Consider the following 17,043-nt stretch of genomic DNA (forward strand, 5'->3'; position numbering starts at 1 on the left):
CTGGCTTTTGGCCACAGTATGCAACACAGCATCCTTTTGAAACAGCTACAGGTATAAAAAGGTTTAGCTTTCTATTACTATTTAAAGGTATAGGCCTGTCTTGGTTTCTGCCTGTGCTTTACTGGCGGCGGTTATAGAACCCGCCTGTTCCTAAACTTTGCCAAATGATTAAACTGCAGCCCCCTGCTTCCGTATGTATGGGTTACGATCTACAACCAATAAACTAACACAACATGGGAAAAGGAGATAAAAAATCGAAGAAAGGCAAAATCGTGAAAGGCACTTACGGCAACAGCCGCCCAAGACAGGCTACCAAAAGAAAAGCCGCCGAGAAGAAAGAGGCCGCTGCCAAGTAGCACCACCACCCTACCACATCAGCAGTCCCATGCCCCGCCTGTCGGGGCATGGGACTGCCTGTCGGGGCGTGGGACTGCCTTTTTTAGACAACCTCCATCTCCGGCGTCAGGTCCAGCTTGCGCAGTTTATCTGCCTTCAGGGCCGTTATACCTACCACCAACAGGGTGATCGCGCCGCCTAGCACCACAGAGGGCACCGCGCCCATGACCTTAGCCATTGCTCCTGCCCGGAAGGCCCCTATCTCGTTGGACGAACCGATAAAGATACTATTCACCGAAGAGACGCGCCCCTTCATATACTCCGGTGTAAGGGTATGAAGCAGCGTGGAGCGGATGATGACACTGATGCTGTCGAAGGCACCGCTCAGCACCAGCAATACCAGCGAGAGCCAGAAACTAGTAGATAACCCAAAAAAGATCAGGCTCACCCCGAAGCCTGCCACGCACCAGAGCATGATTTTTCCGGCTTTGATGGTAATAGGGTAATAGGCCATCCAGACGGCCATCGCTACCGAGCCGACGGCAGGTGCCGCCCGCAGAAAACCGAGCCCCTGTGGACCAACCAGCAATATGTCCGAGGCGAAAACAGGCAGCAGCGCCACTGCTCCTCCAAACAGCACCGCGAACATATCCAGGGAGATGGCGTTCAGGATGACTTGGTTGCCGAACACGAAGCGTATACCTGAGCGCAGACTCTCCATCATGTTCTGCGGATTGACATTTTCCGGGAGCGCCTTCCCGCCGATCAGCGCGAAAGAGGTGAGTGCCAGCAAGACAAGCACAGCATCCAGGGTATAGGCCGCTGTGATGCCGTAGAAACCGTACACCAGTCCACCCAGGGCGGGTCCTACCAGCGAGGCAGCCTGCCAGGTGGTACTGCTCCAGGTGATGGCATTGGCGTAGAGCTGCTTGTCGGACACCAATTGGGGCATAAACGAGAACACGGCCGGCCCCATGAAACCACGAGCGATGCCGCTGACAAAGATGACGACATAAATCGGCAGCACACCATACAGCGGCAACACATGACTCGCATCCAGGGTAAAGTACAGCAGCGCCAGCGAGCAAAGAAGCAGCACCGCCACCACCGTCACGATGATTTTCTTGCGGGGCACCGTATCGGCCACGTAGCCAGCGTACAGCGACACAAAAATGGAAGGTATAGCCTCCGCCAGCCCGATCAGGCCCAGAGAGAAGACATCATCAGTAATGGCATAGATTTGCCAACCGACAATAACGGCCTGGATCTGCATGGCAAGCGTGATGCACAGCCGCGCCGATATGTAATGCCTGAACTCCGGCAGCCGAAGCACGGCATAGGGATCGTGCCTGCGGGTTGATTTAGCGCCCATTTTCCTTTCTCCTCCACAAATACGTTTTCATAACCACAAAGCTACGCCATAGTGTGCATACCTGCAGAATGCCTGCCCGAATAAAACCGCTGTTTTCTGTTGTGCGACAGACGGTGACGGCGTTGTCGGCCGGCATCTCCAAGCCAACTCTTAGAAGGCAACCCTCCAGCTTAAATCCACTCATAAAGCCGCATTATCAGGTCACCGGATAAATCGTAAAGGGCTGTATACCTATGTTGTATAAAATTATTTGGAATTATATGACTTAAACTGTAACACTCCCTCCGGTATAGAAGTATAATTTTTTAAGGAGCGGCCACCCCCTCATTTAGCAGCCGACTTCTGTGTGTCAGGCACCACCAACCTGTGCTGATGCATGCTTCTGGTGCATACAGCGCCATATTATTCTTTTATTAACAATCCTTTTATGGGTTAACGCAGCCAACTCAGGACCGTATCCTGAGCAGAGGAACTGCCGACTTTATTGATTATTAATATTTAAAAATATCAACATCATGGAACAACTGGACATCCGCAAATTATTGGAAAACATCGAGAGGAAGGTGTACCAGCAGGAAATCACTTCAAGCTCTGACGTGACACAACTGATCAACACTGAAATCGCAAAGGCTATCAACCTCAATAGCAAAGTAGCTGACGGGGAAGGCCTACAGTACCAGAATATCTCGTGCACTACCATCGAGTGCTATCTGGAGCACCTCAAAGCTGTAGAGGAAAAACTGAAATGCCCTGCTGACATCACCGCACAGTGCAAGCCTGTGGAAGAGCGAGAGATAAACCGCCGTCTCCTCCTCATCCTGAACCGTTTGAAGCGATACAACCGCGAGTAGTCAGCATTTGTAGTAATAACCTTATCCTTCGTACAGACGATCAGTTCTTACGAAGGATTTTTTATGCCCTTTATATGCCCATAATGACCAATGTCATTTTTCCCGTGCCTCAGTGCTGATAATTTTGTAAACCTATGAGGTTTCAATTTGCAGCAAATGAAGGAAGATATTAAAGACGAACAAGATATAAAACTGCTGGTTGACTCGTTTTACGCCAAAGTAAACGAGGACGACCTGTTGGGGCCTATTTTCAATGGCTTTGCGAATGTGGACTGGGAGCACCACCTTCCCATCATGTACAACTTCTGGAGTTCAGTTCTGTTTGGCACCATGGCCTACAAAGGGCAGCCTTTCCCCAAACACATGCGCCTGCCCATAGACAGGCAGCATTTTTCCCGCTGGGTGATGCTGTTTAGTGAAACTGCAGACGAGCTGTTTGAAGGCGATAAAACAAAGGAATTGAAGCAGAAGGCAACCAGCATTGCGCAGGTGTTTCAGATGAAATTAGGTCTCCTGGGCATTATCGGCAAAGAGACAACCATCTAAAGCAGCTTATTAGCACAAGAGAGCGGCAGTCGTCCCGGGTTACATCCTTGGGGCGACTGCCGTTTTGCTTTGCCCTATACCTTATTCGTCTCCCTGATCAGTACTAATCTCCTCCCTGTCAGCACCATATACGTAAATACTATATGTTGAAAAATAAATTTAACTAAAAGCATATACGTTTACATTATCTTGCCGTATATTAGGGAACGATAATTCTTTACTGGCATATAGCACCTTTAATATTTTTTGCTAAGGACACCCGGCTATGTTTGCGCAGTCAAAATGCATTCTCTATATTTGATTTCCATTTCAAAAAAATATTTGTTCTAACAGCTTAACGCAACAATATGGTATAAAGCTCTACGTTAAACTAATGTAGCTTTACGATGAATACAACTACCCAGCTGAGCGACTCTGCTTTAGTCTCGCTCTACATCGCAGGTAACGAAAATGCGTTTGAACAGCTAGTAAACAGACACAAGAACAAAGTATTCACTACGATCTTACTGATTGTTAAGGACACGTATACCGCTGAGGACCTCATGCAGGATGCTTTTATTAAGGCAATCCACACCATGAAAGGCGGCAGGTATAACGAGGAAGGCAAGTTCTCTTCATGGATATGCCGCATTGCCCATAACCTGGCAATCGACTTTTTCCGTAAAGAGAAAAGAAGCCCGATGATCACGCTGGAGGACGGTAGCAATGTGTTCAATGCCTTGTCTTTTGCAGAGGACTCCGCTGAGTCGCAGCAAATAAAGGAGGACACCCATGCCCGACTACGCGAGCTGATCCAAACGCTGCCACAAGCACAGCGGGAAGTACTCATGATGCGCCATTACGCTGACATGAGCTTCCAGGAGATAGCAGAAGCAACCGGTGTGAGCATCAACACAGCTTTAGGTCGTATGCGCTACGCATTGATCAACCTAAGAAAAAAGATGCTAAACAGCACCATTGCTTATGATAAAAACCTCTACTCAGAATGAGCTGATCCAGTACGTATACGATGAGTTGGCAGACCCTGCCCGCGAGCAACTGGAAACAGCACTGATGCACGACAACGAGTTAGCCGAGAGCTGCTCCGAGCTCATGCTCATCCAGCGACTGTTAAGCGGCGCGGCCAAAAGCCCTAGCAAGCAGTCTATCGACAACATTTTAAATTACTCAAAAAGCTTAAGTTTGCAGTCTTAACCGACTGCAAACTTTTTTTATGCGCAAACGAGAACGCTACAAGCTGCTGATCGAGCACTTTACCCAGAACTTCCCGGATCCGGAAACCGAGCTGGCCTATACCAATCCCTATGAACTGATACTGGCTGTGGTGCTCAGCGCCCAGTGTACCGATAAACGCGTGAACATGGTAACGCCTGCCCTGTTCGAAGCATTCCCGACGCCAGAGCATCTGGCTGCGGCCACTCCGGAAGATATCTTTCCAATTATTAGAAGCATTTCCTACCCTAACAATAAGGCCAAGCACCTGGCGGGTTTGGGAAGAATGCTCGTGGAGCAGTTTAACGCGGAGGTACCTAGCACGGTCGAAGAACTGGTGAAGCTGCCGGGTGTGGGTCGCAAGACGGCCAACGTGATCGTGTCAGTGATCTGGAACCAACCGGCTATGGCTGTGGACACGCATGTGTTTCGGGTGAGCAAGCGACTGGGCCTGGTTTCGAAAACAGCTAAAACCCCGCTGGAAGTTGAAAAAGAGTTGGTGGCCAACCTCCCGCAGGAGCTGATCGCCAAGGCGCATCATTGGCTCATATTGCATGGCCGCTACATCTGCCTGGCGCGACGGCCGAAATGTGAGGAATGCCCGCTCACGCATTTCTGTGCTTTTTTTCAGAAGTACTACCCCAATATACCCGACGACCCTGAGAACAAAGTAGGAGGTATAGCCTGATAAAAAAAGCGGGGGCAGACACTAAATGGTCTGCCCCCGCTTTCACTATGGGAATCTTATCAGGGATTACATTCCCTGCTGTTGCTTCTTGTACTCACCTCTTTTTTTGTGCTCGCCTGACTTGTGGCCTCTCTTACCATCAGCACGCTTCTGCTTCATTTCCGCGCGATCGGTTTCGTACTTGGCATACTGCTCTGCTGACAAGATGCTCTTAAGCTCGGCCTGCCACTTTTCGTGACTTACTTTTCTGGCTTCCTGCATCTGTGCTCGCTGCTCAGGCGTTTTTTCCGTAGTCGCTTTGTGACTCTCTTGCATGGCTTTCATCTCCTGCGCATGCCGCATATTCAGTTTCTGGAGTTGGTTTTTCTGCGATGCACTCAATTCCAGCTTCTGCGCCATCATATCGGTTTTCATCTGAGCCATTTCCTCAGGGCTTTTTTGGGCTCTGTCTTTCATGGCTCCACGCATTTCGCTGCGCGGCTTTTGGTCTTGTGGCTTAGTTGTGGTCTGGGCGTAAGCGCTGCTGCCAGCAACTAACATTCCGAGCGAAAGGGCTGCTATTATCTTCTTCATGTTTCTTTCTCTTTTAAATTTCTGGTTGGTTCGATTAGTAGCAAAGTTCAAATTTGCACATGTGCTCTGCTATACCTGCCTAAACAAAGGCTGTGCCAAAAACTCAATCGCAACTTGCACAGCTTCGTAAGCAACTGTTTTGCAAGAGCATGAGTCAAAACAGAGCAGGGGGCAATTTGAAAGCATGCTATACCTGAGCCGTCACTATACCTTTCGGGATCTGAAAATAATGGCACTGAAATAAATTCATATCGATATATTTAACTATTAATCACTATACCCTTTAAGCTTATGCAAACTTCTACATCCATCAAACTATTTGTATCCTTCCTACTGCTCTTTGTTAGCTTTTCGGCAGTACAAGCCCAGACGCAGTTCACTGAGCGTAAAGGCGGACATTCCTATTCCATGGAAATACCAAGTTACATGGTGAAAACCTACGAGCTGAATGATGTGGCTAGTCTGCAGTACTTCAACAAAAACAAAGACGCTTACGCCATCGTGATAGAGGACTCTAAAGATGAGCTGGAGACCAAGGGGATGATGTTTGAGAATGCGACAGATTTTCTGGACAGCTTTACCGCTGACTACAAGAAGGAGGAGAAGAGACGCAAGCTGAGCAAGACAAAGGCCTTCGAATCAAATGGAAACAAAATTGCACAGAATGAATTGAAGTGGACGGATGAAGATGGCGACTTCTTTATGCTGATCACAGCTGTAGAGACGAAAACACACTTCTATAAAGTAATCTGCTGGACGCTGGCCGCAAATGCCCCACAATTAAAAGAAGACTTCAAACACTTGTCGGAGAGCATCAAGGACTAGATCCTATACCTTGCCTGCTACCTGCAACAGGATTTGCTCTACCTGAGCGGCAAGTTGCTGGCGGTCGAATAGTTGTCGAGCGATGGCGTGTCCGTTTTGTCCGGCCAGCCGTCGCTTCTCATCGTCCGATAGGATTTCTCTTATTTTCTGGGCCAGTTGATGTGGCTGACCTGCCGGGCAATACCAACCGCAGTTGTGCTGCTCCACAAATGTTTTCGTCCAACCAGGATTCGTTACCAGCACGGGCACGCCGCATGCCAGGCTATCGTAAAGCTTGGCCGGCGAATTAGAGGCCAGCACAGGTAGATCGTTGAAAGTAATAAGCGACAGGTCTGCCAGCTTGAACAGTGTGAACACATCGGGCCGTGGCTGTGGGGGAAGCAGCACCAGGTTAGAAAGTCGTAGCGATAGCCTCCGGAGTTCGTCATCATAAAAACCTCCGCCTGCCAGCACGAACACAATGTCCTGCTGATCGGCCATCGCCTCAGCTGCCTGCATGATGGTAGGGATATCGTTGGCCCGGCCAAAGGTACCGGCATAGAGCACCACTTGCTTGTTTTGTAATAGGTATCGCCTGCGCAGTGCTGCTACCTTCTCAGGAGTCACGGCATCAGCCATTTCGAGGTCAGTGCCATTCAGAATAGTGGTCACCTTGTCGCGCGCTATACCTTGGCTGACTACGTAGTCTTCCATGTCCGGGGAAAGCGTGATGATGTGGTTGGCACTCTGATAAAGACTTTTCTCCAATCTGAACAGGCGGCGCTTCAGCCACTCCCGCTTTACCGCACCCATCTCAATGGGGAAGCTGGGCCACAGGTCCTGTACCTCAAATACCCACGGAATACCACGCATCTTCGCGACACGGGCCGCCATCCATGGCGTTGTGAGCGGTGTAGACACGCCCCAAACCACATCAGGCTTAGGTATAGAAAGGCCTTTGGCAAGACTGTAGGCAGCAAAGCCGCCGTAAGAAACCAATCGTCTGCGCACGCCCATCTTGTTACTATAAGGCACCTCCTGCTCATATAGATCTACTCCCTCCGGCACCCACTTATACCTGTCCGTAATGCGAAGCTGCTTCCAGGCGCTACTCGAGATCAGGCTCACCTTATGCCGCTTGGCAAGATACTCCAGAAAGGTATAATGCCGGCAAGTTGAAGGGCAGTCCGGGTTGTGATGGTGCTGGTTGAAAATAGCTATGTGCATGCGCGCAGGTATAGAGGCGAAGTATGGTACTACCGCTTCTCAGGCTTGTATTTGGATTCGTTGAATATTTTCTGGTGATCTTCGTCAGCCATTAGTTCCTGCAGCGTTACTTTTGGGTTACGCTCCATATACTTGCGCACGATTTGCCAGCCTACCCAGGTGCCGAGGCGGCCAGGAGATGTGGCATCGATCTCGGGCGTATTAGGGCGTTCGCCAATATACTTGTTCACTACGAACGGGCTCTTCTCATAAAGCAGTTTTTGCTCAATAAAGTGTGCCCAGATACGGCCTTCGTTATGACGCACGTCGGCCAGTTGCTGACCGCTATACCCAATGATAGTGGAGTCTGGCGCGCAAGGCATAATAGATTTCACAAAATAGTAGGCCTTGCCCGTATTCACCATCTCGGCAAGCAGACTACGCTCCAGGAAGTTCGTTTTGTTGTATCGGTTAGACAGCAGCAGCATAGCAGCTGGCACCATGTTCGCGCGTTCGTATCGCTTCAAAATATAGTCGTAGGTATCCGGGCGGTAACTGGCATTTTCGCCGATAAAGAAGTCTATGCCAAACACCAGCAAGCTGTCCGACACCAGCAGGTCCTGGTTCAGACCGGACACAAAAGTTTTCACTTGCGGCTCCTTGAACTCAGGATAGTAATATTTGATATGCTTGAAAGCGGTTTCCAGCTGTTGCTTTTCAGTAGCCATGTCACCGAAGGTAGTGTCCGCCTCCTGGGCCAGCTTTTGAAGCTCAGGGTTCGAAGCCAGGTTATAAAGCACATTGACGATGGCTGAGTCAGAAGGGTAATTCTTCCGCTGCAGGAACCGCTCCGTAAAAACAGGGTTGCTTTCCAGAAGAGAGGCGATATCCTGCCTGGAGTCCGCCGCAAAAAAAGGCTTCTCGAATCGCTCTATCTCTACCTTTACCGGTATGCGTTCTATTTCTTCAGGTATGTCGCAGCCGGTCTTCTTCTTGCAGCTAAAAAGCAATAGGATGGTTGCTAGTAATAATAATCTGTGATACATTGCCGAATATTTAATACAAAAATAGAGGGTTATCCCGTATTAGAAGAAATAAACGCGACAAATTAACATGCAATTCAAAAAACTAGCATTCCTGCTGCTCTTTTTGGGCTTCTCATCCACTGCCATGGCCCAAATGGAAATCGGCATCCAGTTCTCCCCTACTATTGCCGGCACACGTTTTATAGCTGAAGACAGACATGGCTTCGAAAAAAGCAGCAATACATTGCGTGTAGGTGTAGGCGTAATTGGCGATTATTTTTTCTCCAACAACTATGCTTTCAGCTCTGGACTAATGTACCGCAGCAAGGGCTCTAAAATTAAGTACAACTTTACGTCAGAAAGCCCCGATGGCACGCCAACGACTATTCAGGCAGAAGACGACCTGACGGTGCAGTATCTGGAAATCCCGGTGACGTTAAAGCTTTTCACCAACGAAGTAGCTCCTGATGTAGTGCTATATTTCCAAGTAGGCGGATCGCTGGGCACGAAGGTATCAGGGCAGGTGAACAATCAGAAAGTGATCAATGGCGAAAAGACGGCAAAGCGTTTCAATGTTTTTGAGACCAGCGCCATACTGGGTACGGGTGCCGAAATGCAGCTTGGGCAAAGCACTAAGCTGTTTGGTGGAGTCACTTACCTGCGCGGCTTGAGCAACATCGATAATTTCTACAGTGACCGCCTGGGCGACAAGAATATCGCGCTTAAAAACAACGGTGTGTCTATTGATGTGGGTATCAAATTCTAAGGTATAGGTATAGTATCAGGCCTAAAGCAAAAAAGCCGCTCTGACTAGACAGAGCGGCTTTTTTGTTGCCTTTAAATCTGATTAAAATTTTCTTGATCCTGCACCCCGTTCACCTCCGTCAGGGCGGTGCGCAGCTCTATTTCTTCGCCTTTGTCGTCCATTACCTTAAAGTCAGTAATCCCGAGCGAAGTGTCTTTTACAAATTTCACCCACTTGAAGTAGTGGAAGAACCACTTCATCTGCTTGGAGATGACACCCGATGTATAATAGGCATACAGGAAAGGGTGTACATACAATGTCAGACTTCTGTGATTATGTCGCGTAAGCAGGTCATCTACCGCCACGTCAATTTCATCCGTAATCAGAATGCTGGCAGTTATTTTGCCGGTGCCGTTGCAAGTGGGGCATACCTCACCGGTCACGATATTCTGCTCTGGCCTTACACGCTGACGCGTGATCTGCATCAGGCCGAACTTCGAGATAGGCAGAACTGTCGACTTGGAGCGGTCCCGCTTCAGTTCCTCTTTCACTACCTCGTATACTTTCTGGCGGTTTTCCGGAGACTTCATATCGATGAAGTCAATTACAATGATACCACCTATATCCCGGAGTCGCAGCTGACGGGCCACTTCTTTGGCAGCCATCATGTTCACGTTCAGCGCGGTAGCCTCCTGATCGGTTTCGGTATTAGATTTGTTCCCACTGTTTACATCGACTACGTGCAGGGCCTCGGTGTGCTCTATTACCAGGTATCCGCCGCCTGGTATAGTCACTGTTTTCCCGAAAGCAGCCTTTAGTTGCCGCTCGATGTTAAAGTGTTCGAAGGTTTTTGTCTTACCGGTATAGTGCTTCAGAATTTTTACTTTGTCTGGCGCAATGCTACCGATGTATGCTTTGATCTCGTCATAGAGTGACTCGTCGTCCACTACTATGTTGTCAAAGCTTTCGTTCATTAAGTCTCTCAGAATGGACGAAGAACGACCCAGTTCACCAATGATCTTGTCATTGGGTTTGGCTATCTTCAGCGATTTAAAGCCTTCTTCCCAGCTTTCCACCATGTTGCGCAGGTCTCTGTCGAGTTCTGCCACCTCACGGCCCTCTGCCACTGTCCGGATGATCACACCAAAGTTCTCAGGCTTGATCGAAGTGATCAGGCGCTTGAGCCGCGTGCGTTCTTCTTTGCTAACGATCTTCTTGGATACGCTTACCGTGTTGGAAAACGGCACGAGCACCAGGTATCGACCGGCGAGCGAGAGCTCGCAAGATAGACGCGGTCCTTTGGTGGAAATCGGCTCTTTGACAATCTGCACCAAGAGTTGCTGTCCCTTTTTCAGAACATCAGCGATCTTGCCGAGCTTGTCAATTTCTGGCTCGAATTTAGTCTGGTTAAGCTTTGCAGAAGCGTTCTTCTGTGTCTGTGCCGCCTTCACATACTTGTTCAGCGTTTTAACATTGGCTCCCAGATCATGGTAATGCAAAAATGCATCCTTGTGGTAGCCAATGTCAATAAAAGCGGCGTTTAGGCCTGGCATTACCTTTTTTACAGTTCCTAGAAAGATGTCGCCTACAATGTAGTTTGTATCCTTCTTTTCGTGGTGAAACTCTACAAGTCTCTTGTCCTGTAAAAGGGCGATGCGCTCTCCATCCTGAGTAGAATTGATTATAAGCTCGTTACTCAATTTCTCTCAAAGATTAGTTGGATGTATAGACCAAAGCCCACAATTGCAGAAGCAATGTGGGCCTCAATAAACGCAGAAGAAATTACTTCTTCTTATGTCTGTTTTTTCTTAGACGCTTCTTTCTCTTGTGAGTAGCAATCTTATGTCTTTTTCTTTTCTTTCCGCAAGGCATAGTCTTGAAATTTTTATTAAGTGGTTAGTTCTTTTATTACATTTTTGCGAGATACTCGTCAACAGAGGCTGTCAGGGCAGGGTCGCTGCTCATGGTCTTCACCTTGTTGAAAGTTCTAATTGCTTCTTCTTTCTTACCGGTTTCAGCCAGTGACACAGCCAGGTAGAAAGTGCCTTCTACGTGCTCAGGATTAACTGTTACCAGTTCCTGGAAACGCTCAGCGGCTTTATCCCACTGTCCGGACTGTACTGACAGGATGCCCAGGTTGAACAGCGCCTTCTGGTTTTTCGGGTCTGTCGAAATCACTTCACGCAGCAGCGTTATACCCTGCATAGGGTTTTCGCTGGCGATGTAAGTCATGGCTACGTTCGTTTTCGCATCCAGGTCCGAAGGATTGTTCTTGAGCACCTGCTCGTACATTTTACGAGCCTTGCCGCCCATTTCGCTGGCGCGCTGCTGTGTTGCTGCATACGTGAAGGCTTCGAAGTACTGGTCACCGGCTTTGCGATAGCTCTTCTCACCCGGACGGGCATCAGCAGCTAACTCGTAGTAGTAACCTGCACTGTCAAACTTACTTGCTGAGGCATATGCTGCTGCCAGTTCGCCGGCCAATAGGCCACGCGCCTTAGTATCAGTTGCTTTGTTGTAGCGGGCACGCACGGTGGCGAGTTCCATCAGTTGCTCTGGCGTCGCCATTGAGTGTACTCCGTCAGCCGCAGCGGCTGGTGTAGCACCATGGTCATGGCCATCGTCTTCAGAGTGACCTTCAGGCAAAGCAGAGGTTTGTTCAGCAGCCACTGTGCTATCATCCTTTGTTACAACCACCTTAGGAAGAAAAAACATAGCCGCGGCCAATGCGATAGCTGCAACTAGTATCAGTATTTGAGCGCGTGACATGAGTTTCTGTTTTCTTTAAGTGACTGTATTTTAAATGATAAACTTTAAGCAACCGGCAAATATACGAAAGAATTAAGAATGAGCCAGTTCTTTGATCTTTTTGCTGTTCTTAATCTTAGCAATAAAGGTCTTGGATGGCTTGAAGCTTGGAATAAAGTGCTCATCAATAATGATGGAAGTGTTCTTCGAAATGTTACGAGCCACTTTCTTTGCGCGCTTCTTGTTTACAAAGCTTCCAAAACCTCTCACGTAGATGTTGTTGCCGTCAGCCATTGAGTCTTTCACTACTTTGAAAAACGCTTCGATGGTAGATTGCACATCAGCCTTATCAATCCCTGTTTTATCAGCAATTTCTGATATTACTTCTGCTTTAGTCACTTTCTTAGATTTTTATAAATTAGAAATAAGTTAACTTTCTATTTTTCAGGAGGAACCACAGCGCTGTCGTTCTCCATTTTTCGGGGCACAAAGGTATACCTACTTTTCGACAAGTAAAAGCTTTAGCATTAAATTATTACAGATTGTGCCCTGCTTAAACCGATCGGCCTCAGCCCCTTTTCGCCGGTCACACTGCTACAATACCCGTGCCAGCTTGCCAACACCCTAACGCGGGCTATGTGCTTATATTTTAGGCAGATACCATTATCTTACAAATTCACCGCAACTCCTTTCCAGAACAAAGCTTTACCTTTGTATGTTTCCATCTCCTACATCAACCCACCTAAGTCAGTTATGGAAAATAAGCCGACCCCTTTGTTTGCCCAGACAATTATTGACTGGTACCAGCGTCATAAAAGAGCCCTGCCCTGGCGCGACACTACCGATCCATACCTGATATGGCTATCCGAAGTGATACTACAGCAGACGCGTGTGGCCCAAGGGTTGCCCTATTTCCAGCGCTTTGCTGAAGCTTACCCTACCGTGCAGCACCTGGCTGCCGCCCCCCAGGATGAAGTGCTGCGCCTCTGGCAGGGGCTCGGCTATTACTCCAGGGCTCGTAACATGCATCACACAGCCCAGCAGATCGTGCAGGAGTATGGCGGCGTGTTCCCGGATAAATATGAGGAGCTGCTGAAACTGCGCGGGGTTGGAAGCTACACCGCTGCTGCCATCGCCTCTTTTGCATTCAGAGAGCAGGTCGCGGTGCTGGATGGCAATGTGTTCAGAGTACTGGCCCGGGTGTTCGGCCTGTCAGATGACATTGCGGTTCCCGCCTCGCGCAAGGTGTTTCAGCGGTTGGCCGAGGAACTTATACCTGCTGAAGCGTCTGACACGTTTAACCAGGCCATTATGGAATTCGGTGCTATCCAGTGCACACCCGTGATGCCTGACTGCCTGTTCTGCCCGCTGCAGCAATCCTGCTTTGCTTTTAACCATGGGTTGGTGCAGGAGCTGCCGGTAAAATCGAAGGCAAAAGCTGCCCGGCCGCGATTCTTTCACTACATGGTATTTGCGCACAAAGGAGAATATTATATGCGTAAGCGCCTGAGCGGTGATATCTGGGAAGGGCTGTATGATTTTTACCTGCACGAGAGCGACTCCAAGGTACTTGACACCGCCAAACTGCTGCGGGAACTGAACGACGCAGGTATAGCTGTGCAGGAATCGCATCTTTCGCCGCCACGCAAAGAATACAGGCATGTGCTTAGCCATCAGAAAATTACGGCCCGTTTTTATCTGATTCAGCTCGATTTTCGTTTAAGTGAAGAGGTTTTGCAGGAGGCGAGGCTGGCAACTTATTCATCTGAAAAAATAGAAGCATTACCGAAGCCAATTCTTATCGACAGCTATTTGAAAGATGAGAAGATTTTACTAAATTTATAAACTGAAACTTTTCTGTTTGCAAATGCATTCTAGAGTTTCAGTAGCCATAATTGCCTCCGGCTAGGTTGTCGGAGTAGCCCAAATCAATTTAATATTAAACAAAAAAAGACATGGCAAGTGTAAACAAAGTCATCCTTATCGGAAACCTTGGTAAGGACCCGGAAGTTCGCCACCTCGAAGGCGGCGTAGCTGTAGCGCGTTTCCCGATCGCTACTTCCGAAACATTCAAAGACAAAAACGGCGAAAAGCAGGAGCGCACCGAGTGGCACAACATCGTGCTTTGGCGTGGTCTGGCTGAAGTGGCCGAAAAGTACCTGCGCAAAGGGCAGTCTGTCTTCATTGAGGGCAAGATCCGCACGAACAGCTATCAGGACAAAGAAGGTGTGCAGCGTTACAGCACTGAGATCGTAGCCGACAACATGACGATGCTTAGCGCGCGTGAAGGCGGCAATGGTGGCTCAGGAAGCTTCCAGGGCGGTGTCTCTTCGCAGTCTGGGGGGCAATCCTCATCAGGTCAGGGTACTGCCGCCGCATCAGGCAAAGGCAATGCTTCTGCCTTCCAGAACGACGAGCCAGACGACCTGCCGTTCTAACCCATGTTTAACCTAACTTTCTGATTTTGGACAGTTTAGATTCCGGAGACCCCCTAAGTTATAGCTTACTGCAACTTTTACAAAGCGCAACGGCTTTACTTAGAATTGAATATATCGCAGCCATCTCGGCCTGCTTTATCTTATTGCTGCTCTCTGCCCTCACTTCGGGGGCGGAGGCAGCTTTTTTCTCGCTCACCCCCCAGGAGATCGAAAAAGCCAGAACGAGCAAAGACAAAAAGCTCCAACTGGTGCATCACCTGCTTCAGGCCCCGCGCCAACTTTTGGCCTCCCTTCTGATCATCAACAATGCGATCAATGTCAGCATCATTACCCTCTGCGCCTATATTGCGTGGCAGGTATCCGGTTCTGCTTCTTTAACAACCTTCACGCTGCTTCTGAGTGTACTGGTCGTTACTTTCCTGATCGTGTTTTTTGGCGAAGTGCTGCCTAAGGTATATGCCCGCAGGCACGGACCTGCCATTGCGCAGCGTATGACCCCTGTCCTTTCTGCCTTGGCCCCTGCCCTGAAGCCATTAGCCTGGATGCTAACCCGTATCAGTTCCTATATTGACAGACGCTACCGAGTGCGGTCTTACAGCAATACGCTCGAGGAACTGCATCATAGCCTGGATGTGGCCTTGTCGAATGAAGAAACCTCGCCGGAAGAGCGGAAGATCCTTCGGGGCATCGTCAACTTCGGCTCGATCACGGTCAAGCAGATCATGCGTCCGCGTCTGGATATTGTAGCGTTCCCGCAGAGCGCCACGTTGCCGGAGCTTCTTCCACAGATCGTCCAGTGGGGTTATTCGCGTGTACCGGTCTATACCGAGAACACTGACAGCATCGACGGCATCCTATATGTAAAGGACCTGCTGCCGCACCTCGACAAAGGAGCCGACTTTAAATGGCAGAACCTGATCAGAGCACCTTTTTACGTTCCGGAGACCAAACACATTTCCAATCTGCTGCAGGACTTCCGGGAGAAGCACGTGCACATGGCTATTGTGGTGAACGAATACGGCACGACGGCAGGTCTGCTGACCATGGAAGATGTGATCGAGGAAATTGTGGGCGAGATCAACGATGAGTTTGACGATGGGGACGAGATCATTTACTCACAACTCGACGAAAATACCTTTATATTTGACGGTAAAACATCGCTGCACGACTTTTGTAAGATCACAGAGGTTCCGTTTGATGCCTTTAACGAGGTGAAAAGCGAGCACGAAACGGTGGCGGGCCTGATGCTGGCACTCTTTGGTCGCATCCCTTTTGTGGGCGAAGAAGTGTCGTACGGCCGCTACTACTTTACGGTGGAGTCGGCGGACAATAAGCGTGTAAAACGAGTTAAGATTAATGTCGCAAGCAAAAAAGAGCACTATCATAAAGTCGGCTAAACTGCAAATGGTCCTGTGGGCAGGTATAGCCCTGGCCGTAGCTAGCTGTAACGCCGAGTATACCCCTAAGCCAAAAGGATACAACCGCATCGACCTGCCCGCCGCCGCTTACCAGCAGTTGCAGGACGAGCATCCCTATACCTTCGAGTACTCTAAGCATGCCAAGATCCGGCCGGATTCTTCGATGATCGCGCAGCCACATTGGATCAACATCATTTATCCAGGCTTGGGAGCCAACGTGCAGTTGACCTATAAGGCCATCAACAACGATCCGAAGATGCTGAACAACCTGATCGAAGACGCCCGCAAACTAACTGGCAAACACCAGATAAAGGCTTATTCAATTGAAGAAACAGAGGTTCGGACACCGCAGGGAGATATTGCTTCGGTATTTGAACTGGAAGGTGAAATCCCTAGCCAGTTTCAATTCTATGTGACCGATACGACCACGCACTTCTTCCGGGGAGCGCTCTATTTCAGAACCGCTACTCAGAACGACTCACTGGCTCCTGTGATTGAGTATGTAAAGAAGGATATTGTGCATATGCTGAATACGCTGGAGTTTAAGGATAGGAAGTAACTCTATCCGCTTAAAACAGGCAGACGGCCTACGCTCTTTTCATTACTTCATGATTTTAAGTTATTTTCATCTGCCCTTTTACTTGGCCTCCAACTACTATCAGGACGCCAAAGTAAACCCTCAGTATGGTGCAGTTCCAATCTTGATAATTGTACTGGCTGCTCAGGAGCTTTTCCTTTTTATGGCTATACGCACAATCCAAGACCCATATGCGAACAATATAGGTATTCCCGAATCTGGTTCGAAATGGGCATTTGCGATTAATCTTATTTTAGGTTACTTTCTCTACATAAAAGATAACAAGCCGATAAAGGTATATAACTACTATAAAGATAAGCCTTGGGCCAACAAAAAGTCGGCAAGAGTTTTAAACTGGATTTACATTTTGCTATCCTTTTTAGCGCCCTTTTTATTCATTATAGTCCGAAATGCAGCAACAGGCCGGCATCTTGTGTAACCATATATACCCGAGTTGTCGTTTTCATATATAGGACAGCAAATGCAGACCAGAAAGCCCCGCCA

At 48.7% G+C, this 17,043-nt stretch carries 20 protein-coding genes; 13 read left to right on the forward strand and 7 right to left on the reverse strand.

The annotated features are described in order from the left end of the window. The first annotated feature begins 233 nt into the window (after positions 1–233). Positions 234–356: a 30S ribosomal protein THX gene (locus L1278_RS17895; RefSeq protein WP_253406395.1), complete on the forward strand. Its 123-nt coding sequence runs from the start codon at positions 234–236 to the stop codon at positions 354–356. 83 nt (positions 357–439) lie between these two features. Here L1278_RS17895 and L1278_RS17900 read toward each other — a convergent pair whose 3' ends face one another. Further along, positions 440–1,708 carry an MFS transporter gene (locus L1278_RS17900; protein ID WP_253406396.1) on the reverse strand — a complete coding sequence of 423 codons (1,269 nt, stop codon included), beginning with the start codon at positions 1,706–1,708 and terminating at the stop codon, positions 440–442. A gap of 515 nt (positions 1,709–2,223) precedes the next feature. On the opposite strand from L1278_RS17900, the gene L1278_RS17905 reads away from it, so the two are divergent. The 5 genes from L1278_RS17905 to nth all read left to right on the forward strand — a co-directional run bounded on the left by L1278_RS17905 (position 2,224) and on the right by nth (position 5,005). After that, entirely contained in the window at positions 2,224–2,559 is a 336-nt protein-coding gene (locus L1278_RS17905) for a hypothetical protein (protein WP_253406397.1), read from the forward strand. Positions 2,560–2,715: 156 nt separating this feature from the next. Next, positions 2,716–3,105, forward strand: a complete 390-nt coding sequence (locus tag L1278_RS17910; RefSeq protein ID WP_253406398.1) for a group III truncated hemoglobin — start codon at positions 2,716–2,718, stop codon at positions 3,103–3,105. A 386-nt stretch (positions 3,106–3,491) separates the two neighbouring features. Continuing rightward, positions 3,492–4,094 (forward strand): RNA polymerase sigma factor, encoded by a 603-nt coding sequence (locus L1278_RS17915; protein ID WP_007655595.1) that lies wholly within the window; start codon positions 3,492–3,494, stop codon positions 4,092–4,094. Continuing rightward, positions 4,069–4,299, forward strand: a complete 231-nt coding sequence (locus L1278_RS17920; protein WP_253406399.1) for a hypothetical protein — start codon at positions 4,069–4,071, stop codon at positions 4,297–4,299. The genes L1278_RS17915 and L1278_RS17920 overlap by 26 nt, the downstream gene beginning before the upstream one ends. Positions 4,300–4,318: 19 nt before the next feature. Further along, positions 4,319–5,005 (forward strand): endonuclease III, encoded by a 687-nt coding sequence (gene nth, locus L1278_RS17925; RefSeq protein ID WP_253406400.1) that lies wholly within the window; start codon positions 4,319–4,321, stop codon positions 5,003–5,005. 66 nt (positions 5,006–5,071) lie between these two features. Here the strand turns inward: nth and L1278_RS17930 are convergent, their stop codons facing one another. Continuing rightward, on the reverse strand, positions 5,072–5,578 hold the full coding sequence (locus L1278_RS17930) for a DUF4890 domain-containing protein (RefSeq protein ID WP_253406401.1): 507 nt from the start codon (positions 5,576–5,578) through the stop codon (positions 5,072–5,074). A gap of 291 nt (positions 5,579–5,869) precedes the next feature. Between L1278_RS17930 and L1278_RS17935 the strand changes: the two genes are divergently transcribed. Then, positions 5,870–6,403, forward strand: coding sequence for a hypothetical protein (locus tag L1278_RS17935; RefSeq protein ID WP_253406402.1), 534 nt, complete (start codon positions 5,870–5,872; stop codon positions 6,401–6,403). A 3-nt stretch (positions 6,404–6,406) separates the two neighbouring features. Here L1278_RS17935 and L1278_RS17940 read toward each other — a convergent pair whose 3' ends face one another. Together L1278_RS17940 and gldB are read right to left on the reverse strand one after the other, a co-directional pair. Then, complete coding sequence (locus tag L1278_RS17940) at positions 6,407–7,609, reverse strand: glycosyltransferase family 4 protein (RefSeq protein WP_253406403.1); 1,203 nt, start codon at positions 7,607–7,609, stop codon at positions 6,407–6,409. A 29-nt stretch (positions 7,610–7,638) separates the two neighbouring features. After that, entirely contained in the window at positions 7,639–8,634 is a 996-nt protein-coding gene (gene gldB, locus L1278_RS17945) for a gliding motility lipoprotein GldB (RefSeq protein ID WP_253406404.1), read from the reverse strand. 67 nt (positions 8,635–8,701) lie between these two features. On the opposite strand from gldB, the gene L1278_RS17950 reads away from it, so the two are divergent. Then, positions 8,702–9,379 (forward strand): porin family protein, encoded by a 678-nt coding sequence (locus tag L1278_RS17950; RefSeq protein WP_253406405.1) that lies wholly within the window; start codon positions 8,702–8,704, stop codon positions 9,377–9,379. A 71-nt stretch (positions 9,380–9,450) separates the two neighbouring features. Here the strand turns inward: L1278_RS17950 and L1278_RS17955 are convergent, their stop codons facing one another. The 3 genes from L1278_RS17955 to L1278_RS17965 all read right to left on the reverse strand — a co-directional run bounded on the left by L1278_RS17955 (position 9,451) and on the right by L1278_RS17965 (position 12,505). Further along, entirely contained in the window at positions 9,451–11,058 is a 1,608-nt protein-coding gene (locus L1278_RS17955) for an Rne/Rng family ribonuclease (protein WP_188503113.1), read from the reverse strand. Positions 11,059–11,266: 208 nt separating this feature from the next. Further along, the gene (locus tag L1278_RS17960) at positions 11,267–12,028 is read right to left on the reverse strand and encodes a tetratricopeptide repeat protein (protein WP_253406406.1); all 762 of its coding nucleotides are present in this window, start codon (positions 12,026–12,028) and stop codon (positions 11,267–11,269) included. A 171-nt stretch (positions 12,029–12,199) separates the two neighbouring features. Continuing rightward, positions 12,200–12,505, reverse strand: a complete 306-nt coding sequence (locus tag L1278_RS17965) for an HU family DNA-binding protein (protein ID WP_007655567.1) — start codon at positions 12,503–12,505, stop codon at positions 12,200–12,202. A gap of 354 nt (positions 12,506–12,859) precedes the next feature. Here L1278_RS17965 and mutY point away from each other — a divergent pair, with 354 nt between their 5' ends. From mutY to L1278_RS17990, 5 genes are all read left to right on the forward strand, one after another. After that, positions 12,860–13,951, forward strand: coding sequence for an A/G-specific adenine glycosylase (gene mutY / locus L1278_RS17970; protein ID WP_253406407.1), 1,092 nt, complete (start codon positions 12,860–12,862; stop codon positions 13,949–13,951). Positions 13,952–14,061: 110 nt separating this feature from the next. Continuing rightward, positions 14,062–14,544, forward strand: a complete 483-nt coding sequence (locus L1278_RS17975) for a single-stranded DNA-binding protein (RefSeq protein WP_253406408.1) — start codon at positions 14,062–14,064, stop codon at positions 14,542–14,544. A gap of 26 nt (positions 14,545–14,570) precedes the next feature. Beyond that, the gene (gene gldE / locus L1278_RS17980) at positions 14,571–15,941 is read left to right on the forward strand and encodes a gliding motility-associated protein GldE (RefSeq protein WP_253406409.1); all 1,371 of its coding nucleotides are present in this window, start codon (positions 14,571–14,573) and stop codon (positions 15,939–15,941) included. Beyond that, positions 15,901–16,521 carry a gliding motility lipoprotein GldD gene (gldD, locus tag L1278_RS17985; RefSeq protein ID WP_371927370.1) on the forward strand — a complete coding sequence of 207 codons (621 nt, stop codon included), beginning with the start codon at positions 15,901–15,903 and terminating at the stop codon, positions 16,519–16,521. Before gldE ends, gldD begins: the two co-directional genes overlap by 41 nt. A 49-nt stretch (positions 16,522–16,570) precedes the next feature. Further along, complete coding sequence (locus tag L1278_RS17990) at positions 16,571–16,978, forward strand: hypothetical protein (RefSeq protein ID WP_253406410.1); 408 nt, start codon at positions 16,571–16,573, stop codon at positions 16,976–16,978. Positions 16,979–17,043: the final 65 nt, after the last annotated feature.

The sequence above is a fragment of the Pontibacter sp. HSC-36F09 genome, from assembly GCF_024171605.1.
Taxonomy (GTDB): Bacteria; Bacteroidota; Bacteroidia; order Cytophagales; family Hymenobacteraceae; genus Pontibacter.